The 19,830-nt window shown below is 54.2% G+C and carries 17 protein-coding genes; 6 read left to right on the top strand and 11 right to left on the bottom strand.

Going from position 1 to position 19,830, the window contains the following annotated elements; translation table 11 throughout:
• Window positions 1-10: 10 nt before the first annotated feature.
• The 3 genes from G0034_RS11600 to yddG form a co-directional block, all read right to left on the bottom strand.
• The gene (locus G0034_RS11600; RefSeq protein WP_014883916.1) at window positions 11-451 is read right to left on the bottom strand and encodes a GFA family protein; all 441 of its coding nucleotides are present in this window, start codon (window positions 449-451) and stop codon (window positions 11-13) included.
• Between the two features lie 77 nt (window positions 452-528).
• Window positions 529-1,611 (bottom strand): porin OmpC, encoded by a 1,083-nt coding sequence (gene ompC, locus G0034_RS11595; protein WP_014883915.1) that lies wholly within the window; start codon window positions 1,609-1,611, stop codon window positions 529-531.
• A gap of 621 nt (window positions 1,612-2,232) precedes the next feature.
• Window positions 2,233-3,111, bottom strand: coding sequence for an aromatic amino acid DMT transporter YddG (gene yddG, locus G0034_RS11590; protein WP_179120886.1), 879 nt, complete (start codon window positions 3,109-3,111; stop codon window positions 2,233-2,235).
• 221 nt (window positions 3,112-3,332) lie between these two features.
• On the opposite strand from yddG, the gene fdnG reads away from it, so the two are divergent.
• From fdnG to fdnI, 3 genes are read left to right on the top strand one after another with little or no spacing between them, the layout of a single operon-like run.
• On the top strand, window positions 3,333-6,380 hold the full coding sequence (gene fdnG, locus G0034_RS11585) for a formate dehydrogenase-N subunit alpha (protein ID WP_179120885.1): 3,048 nt from the start codon (window positions 3,333-3,335) through the stop codon (window positions 6,378-6,380).
• 11 nt (window positions 6,381-6,391) lie between these two features.
• Complete coding sequence (gene fdxH, locus G0034_RS11580) at window positions 6,392-7,276, top strand: formate dehydrogenase subunit beta (RefSeq protein WP_023330472.1); 885 nt, start codon at window positions 6,392-6,394, stop codon at window positions 7,274-7,276.
• Window positions 7,269-7,925, top strand: coding sequence for a formate dehydrogenase-N subunit gamma (gene fdnI / locus G0034_RS11575; protein WP_014883910.1), 657 nt, complete (start codon window positions 7,269-7,271; stop codon window positions 7,923-7,925). Before fdxH ends, fdnI begins: the two co-directional genes overlap by 8 nt.
• Window positions 7,926-7,985: 60 nt before the next feature.
• Here fdnI and ppk2 read toward each other — a convergent pair whose 3' ends face one another.
• Window positions 7,986-8,804: a polyphosphate kinase 2 gene (gene ppk2 / locus G0034_RS11570; RefSeq protein WP_179120884.1), complete on the bottom strand. Its 819-nt coding sequence runs from the start codon at window positions 8,802-8,804 to the stop codon at window positions 7,986-7,988.
• 166 nt (window positions 8,805-8,970) lie between these two features.
• Between ppk2 and araJ the strand changes: the two genes are divergently transcribed.
• Entirely contained in the window at window positions 8,971-10,146 is a 1,176-nt protein-coding gene (gene araJ, locus G0034_RS11565) for an MFS transporter AraJ (protein ID WP_045133992.1), read from the top strand.
• 40 nt (window positions 10,147-10,186) lie between these two features.
• Here araJ and adhP read toward each other — a convergent pair whose 3' ends face one another.
• The 6 genes from adhP to G0034_RS11535 form a co-directional block, all read right to left on the bottom strand.
• A complete protein-coding gene (gene adhP, locus G0034_RS11560; RefSeq protein WP_023330465.1) occupies window positions 10,187-11,197 on the bottom strand; it encodes an alcohol dehydrogenase AdhP in 1,011 nt (336 codons plus the stop codon).
• 196 nt (window positions 11,198-11,393) lie between these two features.
• Entirely contained in the window at window positions 11,394-13,103 is a 1,710-nt protein-coding gene (locus tag G0034_RS11555) for an ABC-F family ATP-binding cassette domain-containing protein (RefSeq protein ID WP_045268184.1), read from the bottom strand.
• 799 nt (window positions 13,104-13,902) lie between these two features.
• Window positions 13,903-15,600, bottom strand: a complete 1,698-nt coding sequence (locus G0034_RS11550; RefSeq protein WP_014883904.1) for an NAD-dependent malic enzyme — start codon at window positions 15,598-15,600, stop codon at window positions 13,903-13,905.
• A gap of 176 nt (window positions 15,601-15,776) precedes the next feature.
• A complete protein-coding gene (gene sra, locus G0034_RS11545; protein ID WP_032636448.1) occupies window positions 15,777-15,914 on the bottom strand; it encodes a stationary-phase-induced ribosome-associated protein in 138 nt (45 codons plus the stop codon).
• 95 nt (window positions 15,915-16,009) lie between these two features.
• Window positions 16,010-16,225 (bottom strand): biofilm-dependent modulation protein, encoded by a 216-nt coding sequence (gene bdm / locus G0034_RS11540; protein WP_014883903.1) that lies wholly within the window; start codon window positions 16,223-16,225, stop codon window positions 16,010-16,012.
• A 232-nt stretch (window positions 16,226-16,457) separates the two neighbouring features.
• Window positions 16,458-17,309 carry a Vmh family MBL fold metallo-hydrolase gene (locus tag G0034_RS11535; protein WP_032636450.1) on the bottom strand — a complete coding sequence of 284 codons (852 nt, stop codon included), beginning with the start codon at window positions 17,307-17,309 and terminating at the stop codon, window positions 16,458-16,460.
• Window positions 17,310-17,419: 110 nt separating this feature from the next.
• On the opposite strand from G0034_RS11535, the gene G0034_RS11530 reads away from it, so the two are divergent.
• Together G0034_RS11530 and G0034_RS11525 are read left to right on the top strand one after the other, a co-directional pair.
• Window positions 17,420-18,301 carry a LysR family transcriptional regulator gene (locus G0034_RS11530; RefSeq protein WP_014883901.1) on the top strand — a complete coding sequence of 294 codons (882 nt, stop codon included), beginning with the start codon at window positions 17,420-17,422 and terminating at the stop codon, window positions 18,299-18,301.
• Window positions 18,302-18,376: 75 nt separating this feature from the next.
• Entirely contained in the window at window positions 18,377-18,805 is a 429-nt protein-coding gene (locus tag G0034_RS11525) for an OsmC family protein (protein ID WP_014883900.1), read from the top strand.
• A 23-nt stretch (window positions 18,806-18,828) separates the two neighbouring features.
• On the opposite strand, the gene G0034_RS11520 is transcribed toward G0034_RS11525, so the two are convergent.
• Entirely contained in the window at window positions 18,829-19,734 is a 906-nt protein-coding gene (locus G0034_RS11520; RefSeq protein ID WP_023337326.1) for a LysR family transcriptional regulator, read from the bottom strand.
• Window positions 19,735-19,830: the final 96 nt, after the last annotated feature.

Raw genomic sequence — 19,830 nt, 5'->3', positions numbered from 1 at the left:
GGGCAGCAGTTTAGGGCGTTAGCAGGCAGTGTTCATCTCGTGCTTCAATTTCTGAACCGCTATAGCGTGCGTATTGCCCGGTCAGGCCAAAAAACGCGGGTTGGGTTTCAGTATAGATTTCTGCGGCAAGTACCAGCCGGCGTCGTTCATCTTCGCTCATCTCAAGCAGCGTCCAGGGAATAAAATAGCGCGCCGTTGCGGTCAGTTTGAACCACAGCGGGCAGCCGCAGCCTGGACAAAACCAGCGTTCTCCGCGTGCGGATGAGGCGAAATGAGACGGAGCAATGGAATCTTGCTCCACAAGGGGCTCGCCCTGCGTCTCAAGATACATGGCAATGCCGCCTGACCACTTCTGGCATTGCGTACAGTGACAGGCATATACATCAAAATGGTTGAGGCTCACGCTGAACTGACTCATTCCGCATAAGCAGCGTCCTTTGAACAGGTGCATGGCGTTCTCCTTTTTGACGCCAGAAATCCGTATAAAAAAAGCCAGCCACATGGGCTGGCTTTTTAGCGTGACAAATCTTAGAACTGGTAGGTCAGGCCGACAGCAACGATGTTGTCGGTAGCAACGCCAGTTGCTTTGGTGAAGCTGTTGTCGTCAACCAGGTTGATTTTGTAATCAACATAGGTAGACATGTTTTTGTTGAAGTAGTAGCTCGCGCCAACGTCAACGTATTCAACCAGATCCTGGTCGCCGTATGAACCCAGATCTTTACCTTTGGATTTCAGGTAAGCGATGGATGGACGCAGACCGAAGTCGAACTGATACTGAGCAACAACTTCGAAGTTCTGAGCTCTGTTCGCGATATAACCGTCACCGAAGTTGGTCATGTTGCGGGTTTCAGAGTAGGTGGTTGCCAGGTAGATGTTGTTCGCATCGTATTTCAGACCAGCAGCCCAAACTTCTGCGTTTTCACCGCCAGCGTTAACGGTATTGGCTACGCGACCTGCAGCAACCTGACGGTCAGTACGGTCAGATTTCGCGTAGGTGGCACCAACAGCGAAACCGTCCATTTCATAGGTAGAAGACAGACCCCAGCCGTCACCGTTCGCTTCGGTGATGTTACGGTCATCGTTTTTACCCTGGTACTGAGCAGCGAAGTTCAGACCGTCAACCAGACCGAAGAAGTCGGTGTTACGGTAGGTTGCAACGCCAGTCGTACGGCCAGTCATAAAGCCATCAGTCTGCGTCCAGGTATCACCACCGAACTCTGGCAGAACGTCAGTCCATGCGCCGATATCGTAAGCAACACCGTAGTTACGACCGTAGTCGAAAGAACCGAATTCGTTGAATTTCAGACCTGCGAAGGCCAGACGCGTTTTGCTGCCGTCAGTGCCCTGGGATTCAGAACGGTTGCCTTTGAACTCATATTCCCACTGGCCGTAACCGGTCAGCTGATCGTTGATCTGAGTTTCACCTTTGAAGCCCAGACGAACGTAAGTTTTGTCGCCGTCGTTGCCAGCGTCATCAGAGAAATAGTGCAGACCTGTTACTTTACCGTACAGATCCAGCTTGTTACCGTCTTTGTTATAAACTTCAGCCGCGTTTACAACGCCTGCTGCCAACATGGAAGTCACTGCCACTGCAACTAATTTAAGTTTCATCTTAAATATTCCTTATAATTTTCTTAGGTATTTCCTGAGCCACTTTGAACGAGTTTTAAACGAGGCTGCTCGTCAATGGCACGTTATTTTTAAAAATCTTGTAGTCCTCTTTCAATAATAAGTTTCAAAATATTAATAATAATTTCATTTAGTGTGATCAAGATCGGATAAATGGCCTAAAAATAGCCTGAAATGATGAGTATTTAATCAATTTTGGGTGGGGTTTATTTTCGTCAATATAGTTTCATTGGGTTGTTATAAAATATGTTAATTATCGGTAATGCCGTTCTTTTGGTTGAGGTGGCAGAGTGTATTTAACCGAAAAAGGCGGCCTTGCGCCCTTAATTGTACGAAAATTCCGTTGATTAGACAGAAACACACAGAAACATACTATTGCACTTTGTGCTATTAATATTGTGAGTATTTGGCGGCAATTAATCACATGGCGGTGTCAGTTTATGTCAATATCAAGAGACGCAAATTTACGACAAGTGGGTAATATAAACAGAAGTTAAACGCGTGCTCTACCGAACTGGAGAATAGCGTAACGCGCGTCCAAATATTAAATTTATGTTAATTTTTTGCTGTCGGGATGAATATTACCCGACAGTTGATTCGGAATTATTTTTTAGTGGCGTACCAGCAAAGCAATGACCCGACGCAGACCATCAGCGCGCCTTGCCAGAACGAGAAAGAGAGGGGGGAACTCAGCAGCACGGCGGCAAGCGCGGCAGAGAGTACGGGAGTAAAATAGGATACGGCGGCCAGCACCGTGACGTTACCGTGCAAAATGCCAACATTCCAGGCGGCATAACCTAACCCTAGCGACACACCACACATAACGAGTTTCACGACAACCGGAACAGTGAAGACCATTTCCGGCTGATCGCTCAGCGCATATTTCACCCACAGGCTCAGTGCCGTCAGCAAAACAAACAGCGTAATGCCGTTTTGCCCGTTAGCAAATTTACGGGTTACCGTGCAGTAGGCGGCCCAGATAAATGCTCCGGCAAAAGCCAGTGTATAGCTGAGTGGATTCGATACAATATTGCGTATTATTTCATCAGGGTGTAATCCTTGCTCACCCCCTAATACCCAACAGACACCGAGCAGTGCAATGACTAAGCCGGGGATAACCCACAGCGTTGATTTTTGTCCGTTGAACAAAATAGCAAAGACGATCGTCAGGCTCGGCCAGAGATAATTGACCATCCCCACTTCAATGGCCTGCGCTCGCGTGGCGGCATAGCCTAACGACAGGGCAAGGCAAATTTCGTAACTGACAAAAAGTACGCTGCCGGCAATAAGATACCTGGGTGAAAAGCGTTTAATATCAGGAAATCCCACCGTTACCAGACACAATAATCCGCTGAGGGTGTATATCATCGCCGCACCGCCGACGGGCCCCAGCCCCTCACTCACGCTACGAATCAGGCCCACCATTGTGCTCCACAACAGAATCGCTGCCAGCCCGATAAGCGTTGCTCTCTTTCTGTCCATTACGTCTTCATCGCTAAAAAAATCAAAGGAAAAAGATATAGCATTAATCCTGACGCTGTTGCGAATTATTCTCGCATGTGTTTAACCCTAAAGGATTATTTGAAGGCGCGAGCGGTGACCATTAAGAGGGCGAAGTCACGCGACCTTGATTTGACGCAAAAAAAAAAGGGGTTTTGCTGTTAGTTTGCGGCGCGAAGTCTTATTTGAACACGAGGACAACAATGGACGTCAGCCGCAGACAATTTTTTAAAATCTGCGCGGGCGGTATGGCCGGAACAACAGCCGCTATGCTGGGATTCGCTCCTAAAATGGCGCTGGCTCAGGCACGCAACTATAAACTGCTGCGCGCGAAAGAGATCCGTAACACCTGCACATACTGCTCCGTGGGTTGTGGGCTTTTGATGTACAGCCTGGGTGATGGCGCGAAGAACGCCAGAGAAGCGATTTATCATATTGAAGGGGACCCGGATCATCCGGTGAGCCGCGGGGCGTTATGCCCGAAAGGCGCGGGTCTGCTGGACTACGTTCACAGCGAAAACCGCCTGCGTTATCCGGAATACCGTGCGCCAGGCTCGGACAAATGGCAGCGTATTTCCTGGGATGAGGCCTTCTCCCGTATTGCAAAATTGATGAAAGCCGACCGCGACGCCAACTTTGTTGAAAAGAATGCAGAGGGGGTGACGGTCAACCGCTGGCTTTCCACCGGTATGTTATGTGCCTCTGCGGCCAGTAATGAAACCGGCATGCTGACGCAAAAATTTGTGCGCTCTCTCGGCATGCTGGCGGTTGATAACCAGGCGCGCGTCTGACACGGACCAACGGTAGCAAGTCTTGCTCCAACATTTGGTCGCGGTGCGATGACCAACCACTGGGTTGATATCAAAAACGCTAACGTCGTGGTGGTAATGGGCGGTAACGCCGCTGAAGCCCATCCGGTGGGATTCCGCTGGGCGATGGAAGCGAAAAACAACAACGATGCGACGCTGATCGTCGTCGATCCGCGCTTTACGCGCACGGCTTCGGTGGCCGATATCTATGCGCCGATCCGCTCCGGCACGGACATTACGTTCCTGTCCGGCGTACTGCTGTACCTGATCGAAAACAACAAAATTAACGCGGAATACGTTAAGCACTACACCAACGCAAACCTGCTGGTGCGGGATGACTTTGCCTTCGACGACGGGCTGTTCAGCGGCTATGACGCGGAAAAACGCCAGTATGACAAGTCCTCGTGGAACTATCAGTTCGACGAAAACGGCTATGCAATGCGCGATGAAACACTGACGCACCCGCGCTGCGTGTGGAACCTGCTGAAGCAGCATGTTTCCCGCTATACGCCGGACGTGGTGGAGAACATCTGCGGTACGCCGAAAGCGGACTTCCTGAAAGTGTGCGAAGTGCTGGCCTCCACCAGTGCGGCAGACAGAACAACGACCTTCCTGTATGCGCTGGGCTGGACGCAGCACACCGTGGGTGCGCAGAACATCCGCACCATGGCGATGATCCAGCTGCTGCTCGGCAACATGGGAATGGCAGGGGGCGGCGTGAATGCGCTGCGCGGTCACTCCAATATTCAGGGGCTCACCGACCTCGGCCTGCTCTCCACCAGCCTGCCGGGTTACCTGATGCTGCCGTCGGAAAAGCAGGCAAATCTGCAAACGTATCTTGAGGCCAACACGCCAAAAGCGACGCTGCCGGATCAGGTGAACTACTGGAGCAACTATCCGAAGTTCTACGTCAGCCTGATGAAATCCTTCTACGGCGACGCAGCGCAGAAAGAGAACGACTGGGGCTTCGAGTGGCTGCCGAAGTGGGATCAGGCGTACGACGTCATTAAGTATTTCAACATGATGGATAAGGGTAACGTCACGGGGTATATCTGCCAGGGCTTTAACCCGGTAGCGTCCTTCCCGGACAAGAACAAAGTCGTTCGCAGCTTGAGCAAGCTGAAGTACATGGTCGTAATCGACCCGCTGGTGACCGAAACCTCGACCTTCTGGCAGAACCACGGTGAAGCGAACGATGTCGATCCGGCGTCGATTCAGACCGAGGTGTTCCGCCTGCCGTCCACCTGCTTTGCGGAAGAGGATGGCTCCATTGCGAACTCCGGTCGCTGGCTGCAGTGGCACTGGAAAGGCCAGGAGGCACCGGGTGAAGCGCGGAATGACGGTGAGATCCTGGCCGGGATTTACCATCGTCTGCGCGAAATGTATCGCTCCGCGGGCGGTAAAGGCGCTGAGCCGCTGCTGAAAATGCGCTGGAACTATAAGCAGCCGGATCGTCCAGAGTCAGAAGAAGTGGCGAAAGAGAACAACGGCGTTGCGCTGGCGGATATTTATGATGCCAACGGTAGCCTGGTGGCGAAAAAAGGCCAGCTGCTGAACAGCTTCGCGCTGTTGCGTGATGACGGTACCACGGCATCTTCCTGCTGGATCTACACCGGCAGCTGGACGGAGCAGGGTAACCAGATGGCGAACCGCGATAACGCCGACCCGTCCGGGCTGGGCAATACGCTGGGCTGGGCCTGGGCGTGGCCGCTGAACCGCCGCGTGCTGTATAACCGCGCCTCCGCCGACGTGAACGGCAAGCCGTGGGATCCAAAACGCATGCTGATCCAGTGGAACGGCTCGAAGTGGGCAGGGAATGATATCCCGGACTACAACACCGCCGCGCCGGGCAGCAACACCGGGCCGTTTATCATGCAGCCGGAAGGGCTGGGTCGCCTGTTTGCGCTCAACAAGCTGGCAGAAGGGCCATTCCCGGAACACTACGAGCCGATGGAAACGCCGCTCGGCACTAACCCGCTGCACCCGAACGTGGTCTCCAGCCCGGTGGTGCGGATCTATGAAGACGACGAATTGCGCTTAGGCAAAAAGGACAAATTCCCGTATGTGGGTACAACCTATCGCCTGACCGAGCATTTCCATACCTGGACCAAGCACGCGCGGCTTAACGCCATCGCCCAACCGGAACAGTTTGTGGAGATAAGCGAAACGCTGGCGAAAGCGAAGGGGATTGCCAACGGTGACCGCGTGAAGGTGAGCAGCAAGCGTGGCTTTATCCGCGCGGTGGCGGTGGTGACCCGTCGTCTGCAGAGCCTGAACGTTCATGGTCAGCAGGTGGAGACGGTCGGTATTCCGTTGCACTGGGGCTTTGAAGGGGTGGCGCAGAAAGGCTACATCGCCAATACCCTGACGCCAAACGTTGGCGATTCCAACTCGCAAACGCCGGAATACAAAGCGTTTCTGGTCAACATCGAGAAAGCGTAAGGAGCGATTAAATGGCGATGGAAACACAAGACATTATTAAACGCTCCGCGACCAACCCGATTACCCCCGCGCCTCGTGCGCGGGACTATAAGGCAGAAGTCGCTAAGCTTATCGATGTCTCTTCCTGCGTGGGCTGTAAAGCCTGCCAGGTGGCCTGTTCGGAGTGGAATGATATCCGCGACGAGGTGGGGCACTGCGTCGGGGTCTACGATAATCCGGCGGATCTGAGCGCCAAATCCTGGACGGTGATGCGCTTTAGCGAGACCGAGCAGAACGGCAAGCTGGAGTGGTTAATCCGTAAAGACGGCTGCATGCACTGTGAGGATCCGGGCTGTCTGAAGGCGTGCCCGTCCGCGGGGGCGATTATTCAGTATGCCAATGGGATCGTCGACTTCCAGCAGGACAACTGCATCGGCTGTGGGTACTGCATCGCGGGCTGTCCGTTTAATATTCCGCGCCTCAATAAAGAGGATAACCGGGTCTATAAATGCACACTGTGCGTGGACCGCGTGAGCGTCGGGCAGGAGCCTGCCTGTGTGAAAACCTGTCCGACCGGGGCGATTCACTTCGGCACTAAGAAAGAGATGCTTGATGTGGCGCAGGCGCGGGTGGACAAACTCAAAGCGCGCGGCTACGACAAGGCGGGTATTTATAACCCGCAGGGCGTGGGCGGTACGCACGTTATGTACGTGCTGCACCATAACGACCAGCCGGAGCTGTATCACAATCTGCCGAAAGATCCGGCGATCGACACCTCAATCAACCTGTGGAAAGGGGCGCTCAAACCGCTCTCTGCAGCGGGCTTTATCGCCACCTTTGCCGGGTTGATTTATCACTACATTGGTATCGGGCCAAATAAAGAGGTGGATGACGACGAGGAGGAGCATCATGAGTAAGTCGAAAATGATCGTGCGCACGAAGTTTGTCGACCGCGCCTGTCACTGGACGGTGGTCATTTGCTTCTTCCTGGTGGCGGTCTCCGGCATCTCGTTCTTCTTCCCTACGCTCCAGTGGCTGACGGAAACTTTCGGCACCCCGCAGATGGGACGCATTCTGCACCCGTTCTTCGGCGTGCTGATTTTCGTGGTGCTGATGTTTATGTTCGTGCGCTTCGTCCATCACAATATCCCGGATAAGCAGGACATTCCGTGGCTAAAAGGAATTGTCGAAGTGCTGAAGGGCAACGAGCATAAAGTGGCGAAAGTAGGCAAATATAATGCCGGACAAAAGATGATGTTCTGGACCATCATGAGCATGATTTTTGTGCTGCTGGTGACGGGCGTCATTATCTGGCGTCCGTATTTTGCCTCGTATTTCCCGATTCAGGTGGTGCGCTACGCGCTGCTGATCCACGCCACCTCAGCCATTATTCTGATCCATGCCATTTTGATCCATATGTATATGGCGTTCTGGGTGAAGGGGTCGATTAAAGGGATGATTGAAGGGAAGGTGAGTCGTCGCTGGGCGCAGAAACATCACCCGCGCTGGTATCGCGATGTGGAACGACTGGAAGCGAAACAGGAAAGTACGGAAGGGATGAAGTAAGACCTGCGCCGTCGGCTTTGCCCGGCGGCGCTGCGCTTGCGCGGGCCTACAAGAATGATATCAGAACCGCTCTTCCACATAACGGAACGGGTATTTCGTCGGTTTCACTTTGCCAATTTTACGTTTCGGTAATTCCACCTTTTCAACGTGAATTTCTTTATACGGGATCTTCGTCAGGAGATGCGAAATAATATTCAGCCGCACGCGTTTCTTATCTTCCGAACGGGCCACATACCACGGTGCCCAGGCGGTATCGGTTGCCGCAAACATGGCATCGCGCGCTACGGTATATTCATCCCACAGGTTAAACGATTTAATATCCATCGGTGAGAGCTTCCATATTTTACGACCGTCGTTAATACGGTCACGTAAACGGCGTTCCTGCTCTTTGGGTGTCACCTCAAGCCAGTACTTCAGCAGAATAATCCCGGCATCAACCATCGCTTTTTCCATCACCGGCGTACCGTCGAGAAACTTCTCCACCTGTTCCGGCGTGCAGAACCCCATGACCCGCTCGACGCCCGCGCGGTTGTACCAGCTTCGGTCGAATATCACGATCTCCCCGGCAGCGGGCAGATGGGGAACATAACGCTGAAAATAGAGCTGGGTTTTCTCTTTCTCGGTGGGGGCGGGAAGGGCAACAACGCGGAAAACGCGCGGGCTGACGCGCTCGGTGATCGCTTTTATGGTGCCGCCTTTACCGGCGCCATCGCGCCCTTCAAAAACGATACACACTTTTAATCCTTTGGCGACGACCCACTGCTGGAGCTTCACCAGTTCAACGTGGAGACGGCGAAGCTCTTTTTCGTACTCTTTGGTTTTCAGCGGTGCATTTTTTTCGACATCAACAGCGACACTGGTTTTCTTCTTGCTTCCCATGATTGTCATCCTCAGGTTGTCCGGCGCGGGAAAAAGCGAGGCCGCACTATGAAGTGTAATCCACCTGAATTAATGGATTAACGTGTCAGCCAGCTGATTTGAACTGGCTCACCATACAAGTTTGTTCAATAATGCCCGTCGCGAGTTTTTAACCTGTGGTCGTGGTATGAAAAAGACAATTTTTTCGTTGGCGCTTGGCACGTTTGGCCTGGGGATGGCTGAATTTGGCATTATGGGTGTGCTCACCGAACTGGCGCACGATACCGGCATTTCTATTCCCTCGGCCGGGAATATGATTTCGTTTTATGCTTTCGGCGTGGTGATTGGTGCCCCTATTGTGGCGCTCTTTTCGGGCAAGTTCTCGTTAAAAACCACGCTGTTGTTCCTGGTGGCAATGTGCGCTGTCGGCAATGCTCTGTTTACTTTCTCCACGTCCTATTTCTGGCTGGCGCTGGGGCGTTTAATTTCTGGTTTTCCGCACGGGGCCATTTTTGGCGTCGGGGCGATTATCCTCTCTAAAATAGCACCACCGGGAAAGGTAACGGTTGCCGTGGCCGGGATGATCGCCGGTATGACCGTGGCTAACCTGGTCGGTGTCCCGCTGGGTACCTGGCTGGGGCACGCATTTAGCTGGCGCTATACCTTTTTCCTGATTGCCGTGTTCGATGCGCTGGTGATCCTGTCGGTTATCCTTTGGGTGCCACACCTCCATGACAGATCAGAAATCAAATTGACCGAGCAGTTCCAGTTTCTGAAAAGACCAGAACCGTGGCTGATTTTTGCCGCCACTATGTTTGGTAACGCCGGTGTGTTTGCGTGGTTCAGCTTCGTTAAGCCCTTTATGGTTAACGTCTCTGGTTTTTCGGAAGGGGTGATGACCGCCATCATGATGCTGATGGGTCTTGGGATGGTGTTGGGCAATCTGTTAAGCGGTAAACTCTCTGGTCGCTTTAGCCCGCTGCGCATTGCCGCCACCACCGATATGGTGATTGTCGCCTCACTGCTGCTGCTTTTTGCCACTGGCGAACAGAAAACGGCCTCGCTGGTCATGGGCTTTATCTGCTGTGCCGGGCTGTTTGCGCTCTCTGCGCCGCTGCAAATCCTGCTTCTGCAAAATGCGAAGGGCGGTGAGATGCTGGGGGCGGCAGGGGGACAGATGGCATTTAATCTCGGCAGTGCGATTGGCGCGTACTTTGGCGGGATGATGATTACCCTTGGCTTTAGCTGGCGTTACGTCACGCTACCAGCGGCGATACTCTCGTTCTCGGCCATGAGCGCATTGCTGTTGTACGGATATCTGCGGACAAGACAGTCACACGTTAAGGCTCGTACGGCTGTATGAAAACCGCTCCCTTTCGGGAGCGGTGATAAATGATGAGCGCTTATGAGCGTAAATCAATCACCATACGGCCACGGATCTGACCCTGTTCCATCTCTTTGAAGATGGCGTTGATATCTTCGATTGGACGCATTGTCACCTTCGGTACCACTTTACCTTCCGCCGCAAACTGGAACGCTTCCTGCAGATCCTGACGGGTACCAACCAGTGAACCCACCACCTGAATGCCGTCCAGCACCAGGCGCGGAATATCCAGGCTCATCGCTTCCGGTGGCAGACCAACCGCGACCACGCGACCACCGGCGCGCACGGCATCCACCGCGGAGTTGAAGGCCGCTTTTGCGACGGCAGTGACGACAGCAGCATGTGCGCCGCCGGTTTTTTCCTGCACAATTTTAGCGGCATCTTCACTGCGGGAGTTGATGGTCAAATCCGCACCCATGCTGGCGGCAAGCTTCAGCTGTTCGTCATTAACATCCAGCGCGATGACTTTGGCGTTAAAGACGTTTTTAGCATACTGCAGCGCAAGGTTGCCCAGTCCACCCAGACCATAAATGGCAATCCACTGGCCCGGTTTAATACCTGAGATCTTCACCGCTTTGTAAGTGGTGACACCTGCGCAGGTGATGCTGCTGGCGGCAGCAGAATCCAGGCCATCCGGTACTTTTACCGCGTAGTCGGCGGTGACGATGCACTCTTCCGCCATGCCGCCATCAACGGAGTAACCGGCATTTTTTACATCGCGGCACAGGGTTTCGTTGCCGGTATTACAGTATTCACAGTGACCACAGCCCTCAAAGAACCAGGCTACGCTTGCGCGATCGCCGACCTTCAGCGACGTCACGCCAGGGCCGATTTCTTTGACGATGCCAATCCCTTCATGGCCCAGGATCACCCCGGTTTTATCGCCAAAGTCACCGTTCTTTACGTGAAGATCGGTATGGCATACGCCACAGCATTCCATCTTCAGCAGGGCTTCCCCGTGCTTGAGCGGGCGCAAGGTTTTTTCGGTAACGTTAACCTGATGATCCTGAGTAACAACAGCAGCCTTCATGTGTATCTCCTTGTTCATGATGAGTATCTGCATAGCAGGTGTAATACTCCTCAAGGATTAATGCTTAAGCGCTGTAATGCAAGGTGCCCGCAACATAATGTCATCATTTAAGGTGATTTCAGATTAAGAAAAGGATGTTCCTCTAATAATTAAGGGGGAAAATACTGGCCCGACGAGAGGCTCGCCGGGCGCAGCGTTACAGCTGTGCTTCTATCTCCTTAATTTCTTTACGCCATTGTGCCTGTAGCTGCGGTTTTTGATGCTTTGGCTTCCGCGCGAGATCGTCTTCCAGCAATGTTTCCAGCGCGACAAGCCGTTCAAGCAGATCGTCAGAGGGGGATACAGGCATGGTCGTGGCGTCGACGGGAGCTGGGGATGTTACCAGTCCCGCGCTTTCACGCAGCCGCTCGAATACCGATTCTGCATCATGCCATTCGCTCAGCTTTCCCTCTTCAATTAACCAGAAACGGTTGCAGCTTTGGCTAATTAATTGACGATCGTGGCTGACCAGCAGGACGCCGCCCTCAAACTGCTGCAGGGTTTGCGCCAGCGCCTCTTTGCCCTCCATGTCGAGATGGTTGGTCGGCTCATCGAGCATCAGCAGGCTATAGCGGGCAAGCGTCAGGCCGACAAACAGCAGTCGAGAGCGTTCGCCACCGCTGAGCGTACTGACGTTTTGTCCGTGACGCGCCCACGGAAATCCGGCGCTGATGAGCGCCATTTTTCTGTGTTGCGGGTCGGGCGCGAACGGCTCCAGCGCGTCAAACAGCGTGGCGTCATCCGGCAGCTGGTTCAGCGTCTGATCGTAATAGCCAGCTGACACGCGTGGATGAAGTTTCAGCCCCGTATCGCTCTGCTCATCACTAAAACAGCGCCAGATAAGCTTCATCAGAGACGATTTTCCGCAGCCGTTACGACCCACAATCGCCACGCGATCGCCGCTTTTCAGACGCGCGATGTCGATGTTAAACAGCTCAGAAAGCCCCGGCGCAGGCGGCACGCCGAGGTTTTCTATCTCCAGCAGTCGGTCGGCGCGAAGCGCATCGCCGCGCAGGGTTAACGTCCACTGGCTGCCAGCCGTAAGCGCCGTCTGGCTCTCCTTCAGCCGTTCGACCTGTTTTTCCATCTGTTTGGCTTTCCGGGCCAGGTCTTCGTTATCGTAAACCTTGCCCCAGGTCGCCAGCCGCTTCGCGCTGGCGGTCACGCGATCGATCTCCTTTTGCTCCGCCTTGTGGCGCTGCGCGTCGCTTTCATCTTTTGCTTCAAGCGCCTTGCGTGCGGCCGTGCAGGGAAGGGCAAAGTAGTGCAGCGTTTTATCGCGCAGGATCCAGCTGCCGTTTGTGACGGCATCCAGCAACTGTCGGTCGTGCGAGACCAGCACGAAGCTGCCTGACCAGTTCTGTAAAAAATGTTCCAGCCAGAGCATGGTCGGCAAATCGAGGTGGTTACTGGGTTCATCCAGCAGGAGCAGATCCGGCTCGTGAATCAACGCCCGCGCCAGCAGCAGCCGGGTGTGTTGCCCGCCGCTCAGCGTGGCGGAGCGCAGCGTCATATCCTGCGGGGTAAAGCCCATGCCGGCCAGCAGCGTTTCGGCTTTCCAGCGCAGGCTATCGCGCTCAGCTAAAGGCAGCTGTGCGAGTACGGCATCCAGCATGGTCAGCGGGAAAATAGCGTCCGGAAGATGTTGCTCAACGCGCGCCATCAGGCAGTGCCCGGCCAGCGCTACCGTACCGGCGGCGGGGGATTCTGTGCCGTCCAGCACCTTTAAAAGCGTACTTTTTCCGCAGCCGTTATCGCCCAGCAGGCCAATGCGGTCGCCTTTTTTCAGCGTAAAAGAAAGGGAGTCGAAGAGCGTGCCAAACGCCGTATCAACACGTAAAGATTGTGCAGTGAGTAAAGTGCTCATTGTTGCTTACCCAAGAGTTACAGGCATATTTATGCCTCGTCAAACATCGCTGACGATAACTCAGTAAGCCCGAGAGAAGGGATTTCAGGGGTTGGTGTCTTCGCTCAAGCAGAAGTTATCGCAGCACGATACCGATAACGCTTGAGCGGGTGCGATCACCAAATGTATGTGAAACATTGAAAATTTCACAGTACAGCATAATTGGCCTCCTTATATATTCAGTATGTTAATGGATGAAAGGAGTGTAGCGGGGGAAAGGGGGTTTGGCTAGTGGGATTCGATGGTGCGGTCTGATGCCCTCACCCGTAGGGCTGAGGAATCCCCACCAAATAATACCTGCACAGACTACCCCCTCTCCCTTGAGGGAGAGGGCTGGGGTGAGGGGGAACATCCGGCTTTGGTGGTCATTCCGTTCACTTTATGTTCCTTGCTACTCTGTAACGACACGACCGGTGAACGTGCCAGGGTGGCTCAATCGCCACCACCCTGGCGACCCGGGCTCCCGGCGGTAAATCGCCGCTTCGCGGTGCCCTCAGCTTATTCCTTCAGGCTATCGGGTCGGGCATGAGCCTGCATCCCTGCAGGCCACGCCCTCTCGGCGCATCCCTGCGCCTCGCCCCGGCCCTACGGAAACGCTTCGGCGATTTACAGCCGGACCAGGGCGTCGCTGTAACTCATTCATTTTCATGAAGCAACCTTCATCGCTTCCGGTATAAAAATTACTGGGATTCCTGAGCCCACAGGGAGGGCCCCCGTAGGCCCGGTAAGCGAAGCGCCACCGGGCGATTGGGTCGCAGAGTTAAATCGAGGTACGGCGATAGCTGCGGTATTCAGGCTTCCAGAAGTTATCGTCAATAGCCTGCTGCAGCGCGTCGGCAGAGGTTTTCACTGCCACGCCCTGCTGCTGCGCCATTTTACCTACCGCAAACGCGATAGCGCGCGACACCTTGTGGATGTCCTTCAGCTCAGGCAGTACCAGCCCTTCACCATCATTGACCAGCGGCGAGTGGCCCGCGAGGGTTTCGCTCGCGGACATCAGCATCTCATCGGTAATGCGAGACGCGCCGGAGGCGATCACGCCCAGACCAATACCCGGGAAGATATAGGAGTTGTTGCACTGGGCAATCGGATAGGTTTTATCCTTCCATACCACCGGATCGAACGGGCTGCCGGTCGCAACCAGCGCGTTACCTTCGGTCCAGGCGATGATGTCCTGCGGCGTCGCTTCCACGCGGGAGGTCGGGTTGGAAAGCGGCATCACGATAGGGCGCTCGCAGTGCTTGTGCATCTCACGAATAATCTCTTCCGTGAAGAGGCCGGTTTGTCCGGAAACGCCGATCAGAATATCCGGCTTCACGTTGCGCACCACGTCCAGCAGGGAGAGGACTTCGTTGTCAGTATCCCAGTTTTTCAGGTTCTCGCGTTTCTGCACCAGTTTGGTCTGGAACGGCAGCAGGTTCGGCATACCGTCGGTCAGCAGGCCGAAACGGTCAACCATAAACACGCGGGAGCGGGCCAGCTCTTCACTCAGGCCTTCACGCTGCGTCTGGGCAATAATCTGTTCGGCGATACCGCATCCTGCGGAGCCTGCCCCGAGGAAGACGATTTTCTGATAGCTCAGCTGACTGCCGGCTGCGCGGCTGGCGGCGATAAGCGTACCCACGGTCACGGCTGCGGTGCCCTGGATATCGTCGTTAAAGGAGCAGATCTCATCGCGATAGCGGTTCAGCAGCGGCATCGCGTTCTTCTGCGCAAAGTCTTCGAACTGCAGCAGCACGTCCGGCCAGCGGTGTTTCACGGCCTGGATGAAATCGTCGACAAACTGGTAGTACTCTTCGTCGGTAATACGCGGATGACGCCAGCCCATATACAGGGGATCGTTCAACAGCTGCTGGTTATTGGTACCCACATCCAGCACCACCGGCAGGGTATACGCCGGGCTGATGCCGCCACAGGCGGTGTACAGTGACAGCTTACCGATCGGAATACCCATCCCGCCGATGCCCTGGTCACCCAGACCCAAAATGCGCTCGCCGTCAGTGACCACAATGACTTTGATGTTGTGGTTAGGCACGTTCTGCAGAATATCGTCCATGTTGTGACGGTTCTGGTAAGAAATGAATACCCCGCGGGAGCGACGGTAGATCTCAGAGAAACGCTCGCAGGCAGCACCCACGGTCGGGGTATAGATCACCGGCATCATCTCTTCCAGATGGTTCTGCACCAGGCGGTAGAAGAGGGTTTCATTGGTGTCCTGAATGTTGCGCAGGTAGATGTGCTTGTCGATTTCGGTTTTGAAGCCCTGATACTGGATCCACGCGCGCTCTGCCTGTTCTTCGATGGTTTCAACCACTTCGGGCAGTAAACCCAGCAGGTTGAAGCTGCTGCGCTCTTCCATGCTGAAGGCGCTACCTTTGTTGAGCAGGGGGAATTCGAGTAAAACCGGTCCGGCATAAGGGATATATAAGGAACGATGTTTTTTCAGTTTGTTGTCCATGTCACTCACTCTTTTTTTGAAGATCCGTCCCTGACACTGCTGTTTGTCATCTTTCTGGCCTGTGCGATGGGGTGCGGTCGGGCGGTATTATAAAGGAGCTGAATATTAATTACCGCAACACATAAACAAAAACACCATCGGTTTTGCCGATGGTGTTCTCTGTCTCAGTCTGGAACTTACTTGCCCGCGTGGCGTTTTCTGCCGGTGGCGTGAGTGACTTGCGTTACGTGGTCGCCTTCAATCACCACTTTACGCTGATTAGAAAGCTTGTAGTTCAGTCCCAGAATGTGGCGTGCCTGACGGTTCGATTTCATGTTAACTCCTCAATCCTGTTGATAGTTTTAAGGACCAGTTTGCTTACGCAAACGAAATGTAACCCCTTAGGTTGCAGATCCAGCTTAGCAGGTTTTTACAAAGGTGCGTTTCGCCCGCTGACGACGTAGTTAATGGTCTGCTGGTAGATGTCACTGAGGATGTCATTATCCGTGGATTCCACCCACCTGGTCAGTTCCATCAAAATGTCATCTTCAGTCACAGCACCGTGTTCGGCGTGAAGACCCTGCGCAATCGCGTTAACGAGCTCAGGTTGTGCTGCTGTAGTATTAGCCGGGTAATAAGTAAACATGCTGCCTCCGTGTCGTTGTCTGTTTAATGGTACGGCTCGCAAAAAATGTAATTCATAAACAGAATGGCAAATATTTTACCCGTTGTGGCTAAGATTCATCTTAGAAACGAAAATGTCATAAGTGCATGCTTTTATGCACTTTTAAAACGTGGGGATAAATGGACGTTGGGCAACGAGGATATTTGGGCGGTGCTCCTGCTATGGGGGAAATATAGCAGGAGCCGTTTTTAACTTACCACTTCATTTCGCCGGTATTTACTTTGGCGCTTAATTCCAGGGAGCTCTCTTCGGCAAGATCCGGGTACTGTTTTTTCATCGCGCCGATAACGCCCGCGGAGTCTTTGTGTGCGGATAAAGCCTGTTCAAAATGCTGCAGGTAGCCACGCGTAAAATCAATCGCGCCCGTTCCGGCAGGCGGAGTCCCAAGATAGTGACCCGGGATCACGCGTTCAGGTTTGTGCGCAGCCATATTGTCCAGGGTTTGCTGCCACTGCTGGCGGCGAGCAGGCGTCTGGGTATCTGCCGTCCAGACGTGAATACCCCAGGAGACACCGGTGCCACCGAGGATCGTTTTCGCAGACGGGATCCACACGTAAGCCGCGTAACTGTCTGGTTGTTCAATGTCGATCTTTTCCCCGTCAACCATAAACGTGGTTGAGGCGAGCACCTGCGGAACGACCAGCGTCGTTGGCGCGCCGTCTTTCATCTGCGGGCCCCAGAAGGCGAGTTTGGCGTCTTTGGTGGCCTTAATATGGTCAACCACCTGCTGCGTGGCCACCACTTTGGCATTCGGGAAGGCTTTTACCAGCGGTTGCAGACCAAAATAGAAATCCGGATCGCCGGAAGTGATCACAATCTTGTTCAGCGTTTTACCGCTGCGGCGAATTTTCTCCACCAGCGCTTCGCCATCTTTCACGCTGAACTGAGCGTCAAACAGAACGGCTTCTTTCGGGCCAGAGACCAGCGTGGAAGAGACCGCGAAAATGCCTTTTTCCTGCGGGTTATACGTTTCAATCGTCAACGGCGCGGCAAAAACAGCCGGTGTGAAAAGGGCGCAAAGCAGTGCAAGGCGAGTAAGCTTCATCATCATGTCTCTGTGGTTCAGGAAAGTCTCTATTGTACGGATATTCGTATTTGCCAGAATTCCTGAAACAAGACATGCTTAGTTTCATAAATCGAGCAAATGGAGCGTATATGGATCGCGTTATTGCCGCTCAGGTCTACAACCGGATATGCGAGCTGGGAAGTTTGAGCGCGGCGGCCCGCGCATTGGGGATCTCGCGACCGATGGTGAGCCGCTACCTGGAACAAATGGAAAAGTGGGCGGGAACACGGCTGGTTAACCGCTCCACGCGCAAGCTGACGCTGACGGCAGCCGGCGAAAAAGTGTTGCAGAAAACGCGGACGCTTTCGCAGCTCTCGCAGGAGATTGAGGGCCAGTCGGAGAAAGATTTGCCGTCAGGCACGCTGCGGGTCGCCTGTGCACACTTTACCGCCATGCACCTGATTGCGCCGGTGCTCCCCGGGCTGCTCGCGCGCTACCCGCAGCTGCGCATCGAGCTGGATGTGAACAACCACCCGGTGAGCCTGGTAGGGGAGCGTATTGATGTCGCTGTGCGCATTACCGACACCCCCGAACCGGGCATGATCGCCCGCCGACTGGGGGAGTGTCGTTCAGTCCTTTGCGCCTCGCCGGACTATCTTGCTCAGCACGGAACGCCCGTCAGTCCCGAAGATTTAGCGCAGCATAACTGCCTGCACTACAGCTTTTTCGCCGGGCAGTCCTGGCATTTTCTTACGCCGGAAGGTGAAAGCCTGAGCGTGGCCGTCAGCGGCAACCTGAGCGCCAGCATCTCATCGCTGTTGATGGACGCCGCGATTAACCACTGCGGTATCGCCATGTTGCCGGAGCGTGAGGCATCTGACGCGCTGGCGCAGGGATTACTGGTGCCGGTTCTGAGCGTGCTGGAGCCGAAACCGCTTGCCATCCATGGCATTTACCAGTCCCGGGAATATCAACCTGCCGCACTGCGCGCATTCCTTGATGCACTGGCGCAACATGTGTTCAGTGGCTAAGACTCTTCTGTCTTCGCCGCAGAATCTGAGTAGCCTTCTATACTTAACCCTTTGTAAGCCAAAAGGAGAGCAAGAATGACTATTCATAAGCACGGTTCAGCACACTGGTCTGGCGACATTAAACGCGGGAAAGGAACGGTTTCTACCGAGAGCGGCGTTCTCAATCAGCAGCCTTATGGCTTTAACACCCGCTTTGAGGGTGAAAAGGGGACCAACCCTGAGGAGCTGATTGGCGCGGCACACGCCGCCTGTTTCTCGATGGCGCTTTCGCTGATGCTGGGTGAGGCGGGCTATACCGCCGATTCCATTGATACCACTGCAGACGTCTCGCTGGATAAAACCGACGGCGGTTTTGCTATCACAAAGGTTGCGCTGAAAAGCAAGGTGACTGTTCCCGGCATCGCGCCTCAGCAGTTTGACGGCATCATTCAGAAAGCGAAAGCAGGCTGCCCGGTGTCGCAGCTGCTGAAAGCCGACATCACGCTCGATTACAAACTCAACTAAGCCCCAGCCGGGCTCGCGCCCGGCTATCCCTTCAGCGCGGCGGGGAATACCTCCGCCAGCCAGGCAATAAATACCTTCAGGCGGTGCGTTAAATGCCGGTTTTGGGGGTAAACCACATGAAACGGATAGGCAGCAGGGCGCCAGTCGCTCAGGATTGCCGTCAATGTTCCCGTCTGCAAATAGTGCTTTGCCGAATACTCAAAAGTCTGAACAATCCCAAGTCCCACCGCGGCAGCAGCGAGATGGGCATTGCTTTCATTGACGCCGAGATAGTGTGGAATGCTGATTTCCAGCGCCTCGCCATCCTGTCTGAAGCGAAACGGAAAGGCCCGCCCGGTGACCGGAGAGAGATAGCTTATCAATTTGTGGCCGTTGCGCAGCTCCTGCGGATAGGCCGGGACGCCATGATTCTTCAGATAACCCGGCGTCGCGCAGGTAACCATTTCAGCATTGCCGAGATGTCGGGCAATAAGTGTTGAGTCGTTCAGCGGGCCGCCGCGAATAACACAGTCTACGTTACCGCTGATTAAGTCTACGGGCCGGTCGGCCACCCCAAGATCGATCCGGATATCCGGGTAGCGCTGCATGAAATCTGGTAGCAGGGGGATGAGTACGTCGCGGGCGGTGGAGCCGCCGATGTCGACGCGCAGATGCCCCTTTGGCGTCGCGCGAGAAACGCGAAAAGAGGTGTCAATATCTTCGATATCAATCAGCACCCTGAGTGCTTTTTCATAGTATTCCGCCCCCTCAGGCGTGGTGACGACCCGGCGGGTGGTGCGGTGCAGGAGGCGGATCTCAAGATGCGTTTCGAGAGATTTCACCAGTTTGCTCAGGGTGGCTATCGGCATATTCAGCGAATCCGCCGCGCGCGTAAAACTGCCGGATTCCACCACCCGCGTAAAGGCACGCATTGCCATTAACTGGTCCATCAGGCCCTCTGATTATTTCTGTATGTGAATAGTCATTTTCATTTTTGCCCATTTTTCATTAATGCTGCAAGGGCTAAAGTTTGTTCAACGCGAGCG

Source organism: Enterobacter sp. T2 (assembly GCF_010692925.1).
In the GTDB taxonomy this organism is placed as follows: Bacteria; Pseudomonadota; Gammaproteobacteria; order Enterobacterales; family Enterobacteriaceae; genus Enterobacter; species Enterobacter kobei.
Note: the sequence above shows the minus strand (reverse complement) of the source record. Positions and strands in the feature narration are given on the sequence as shown.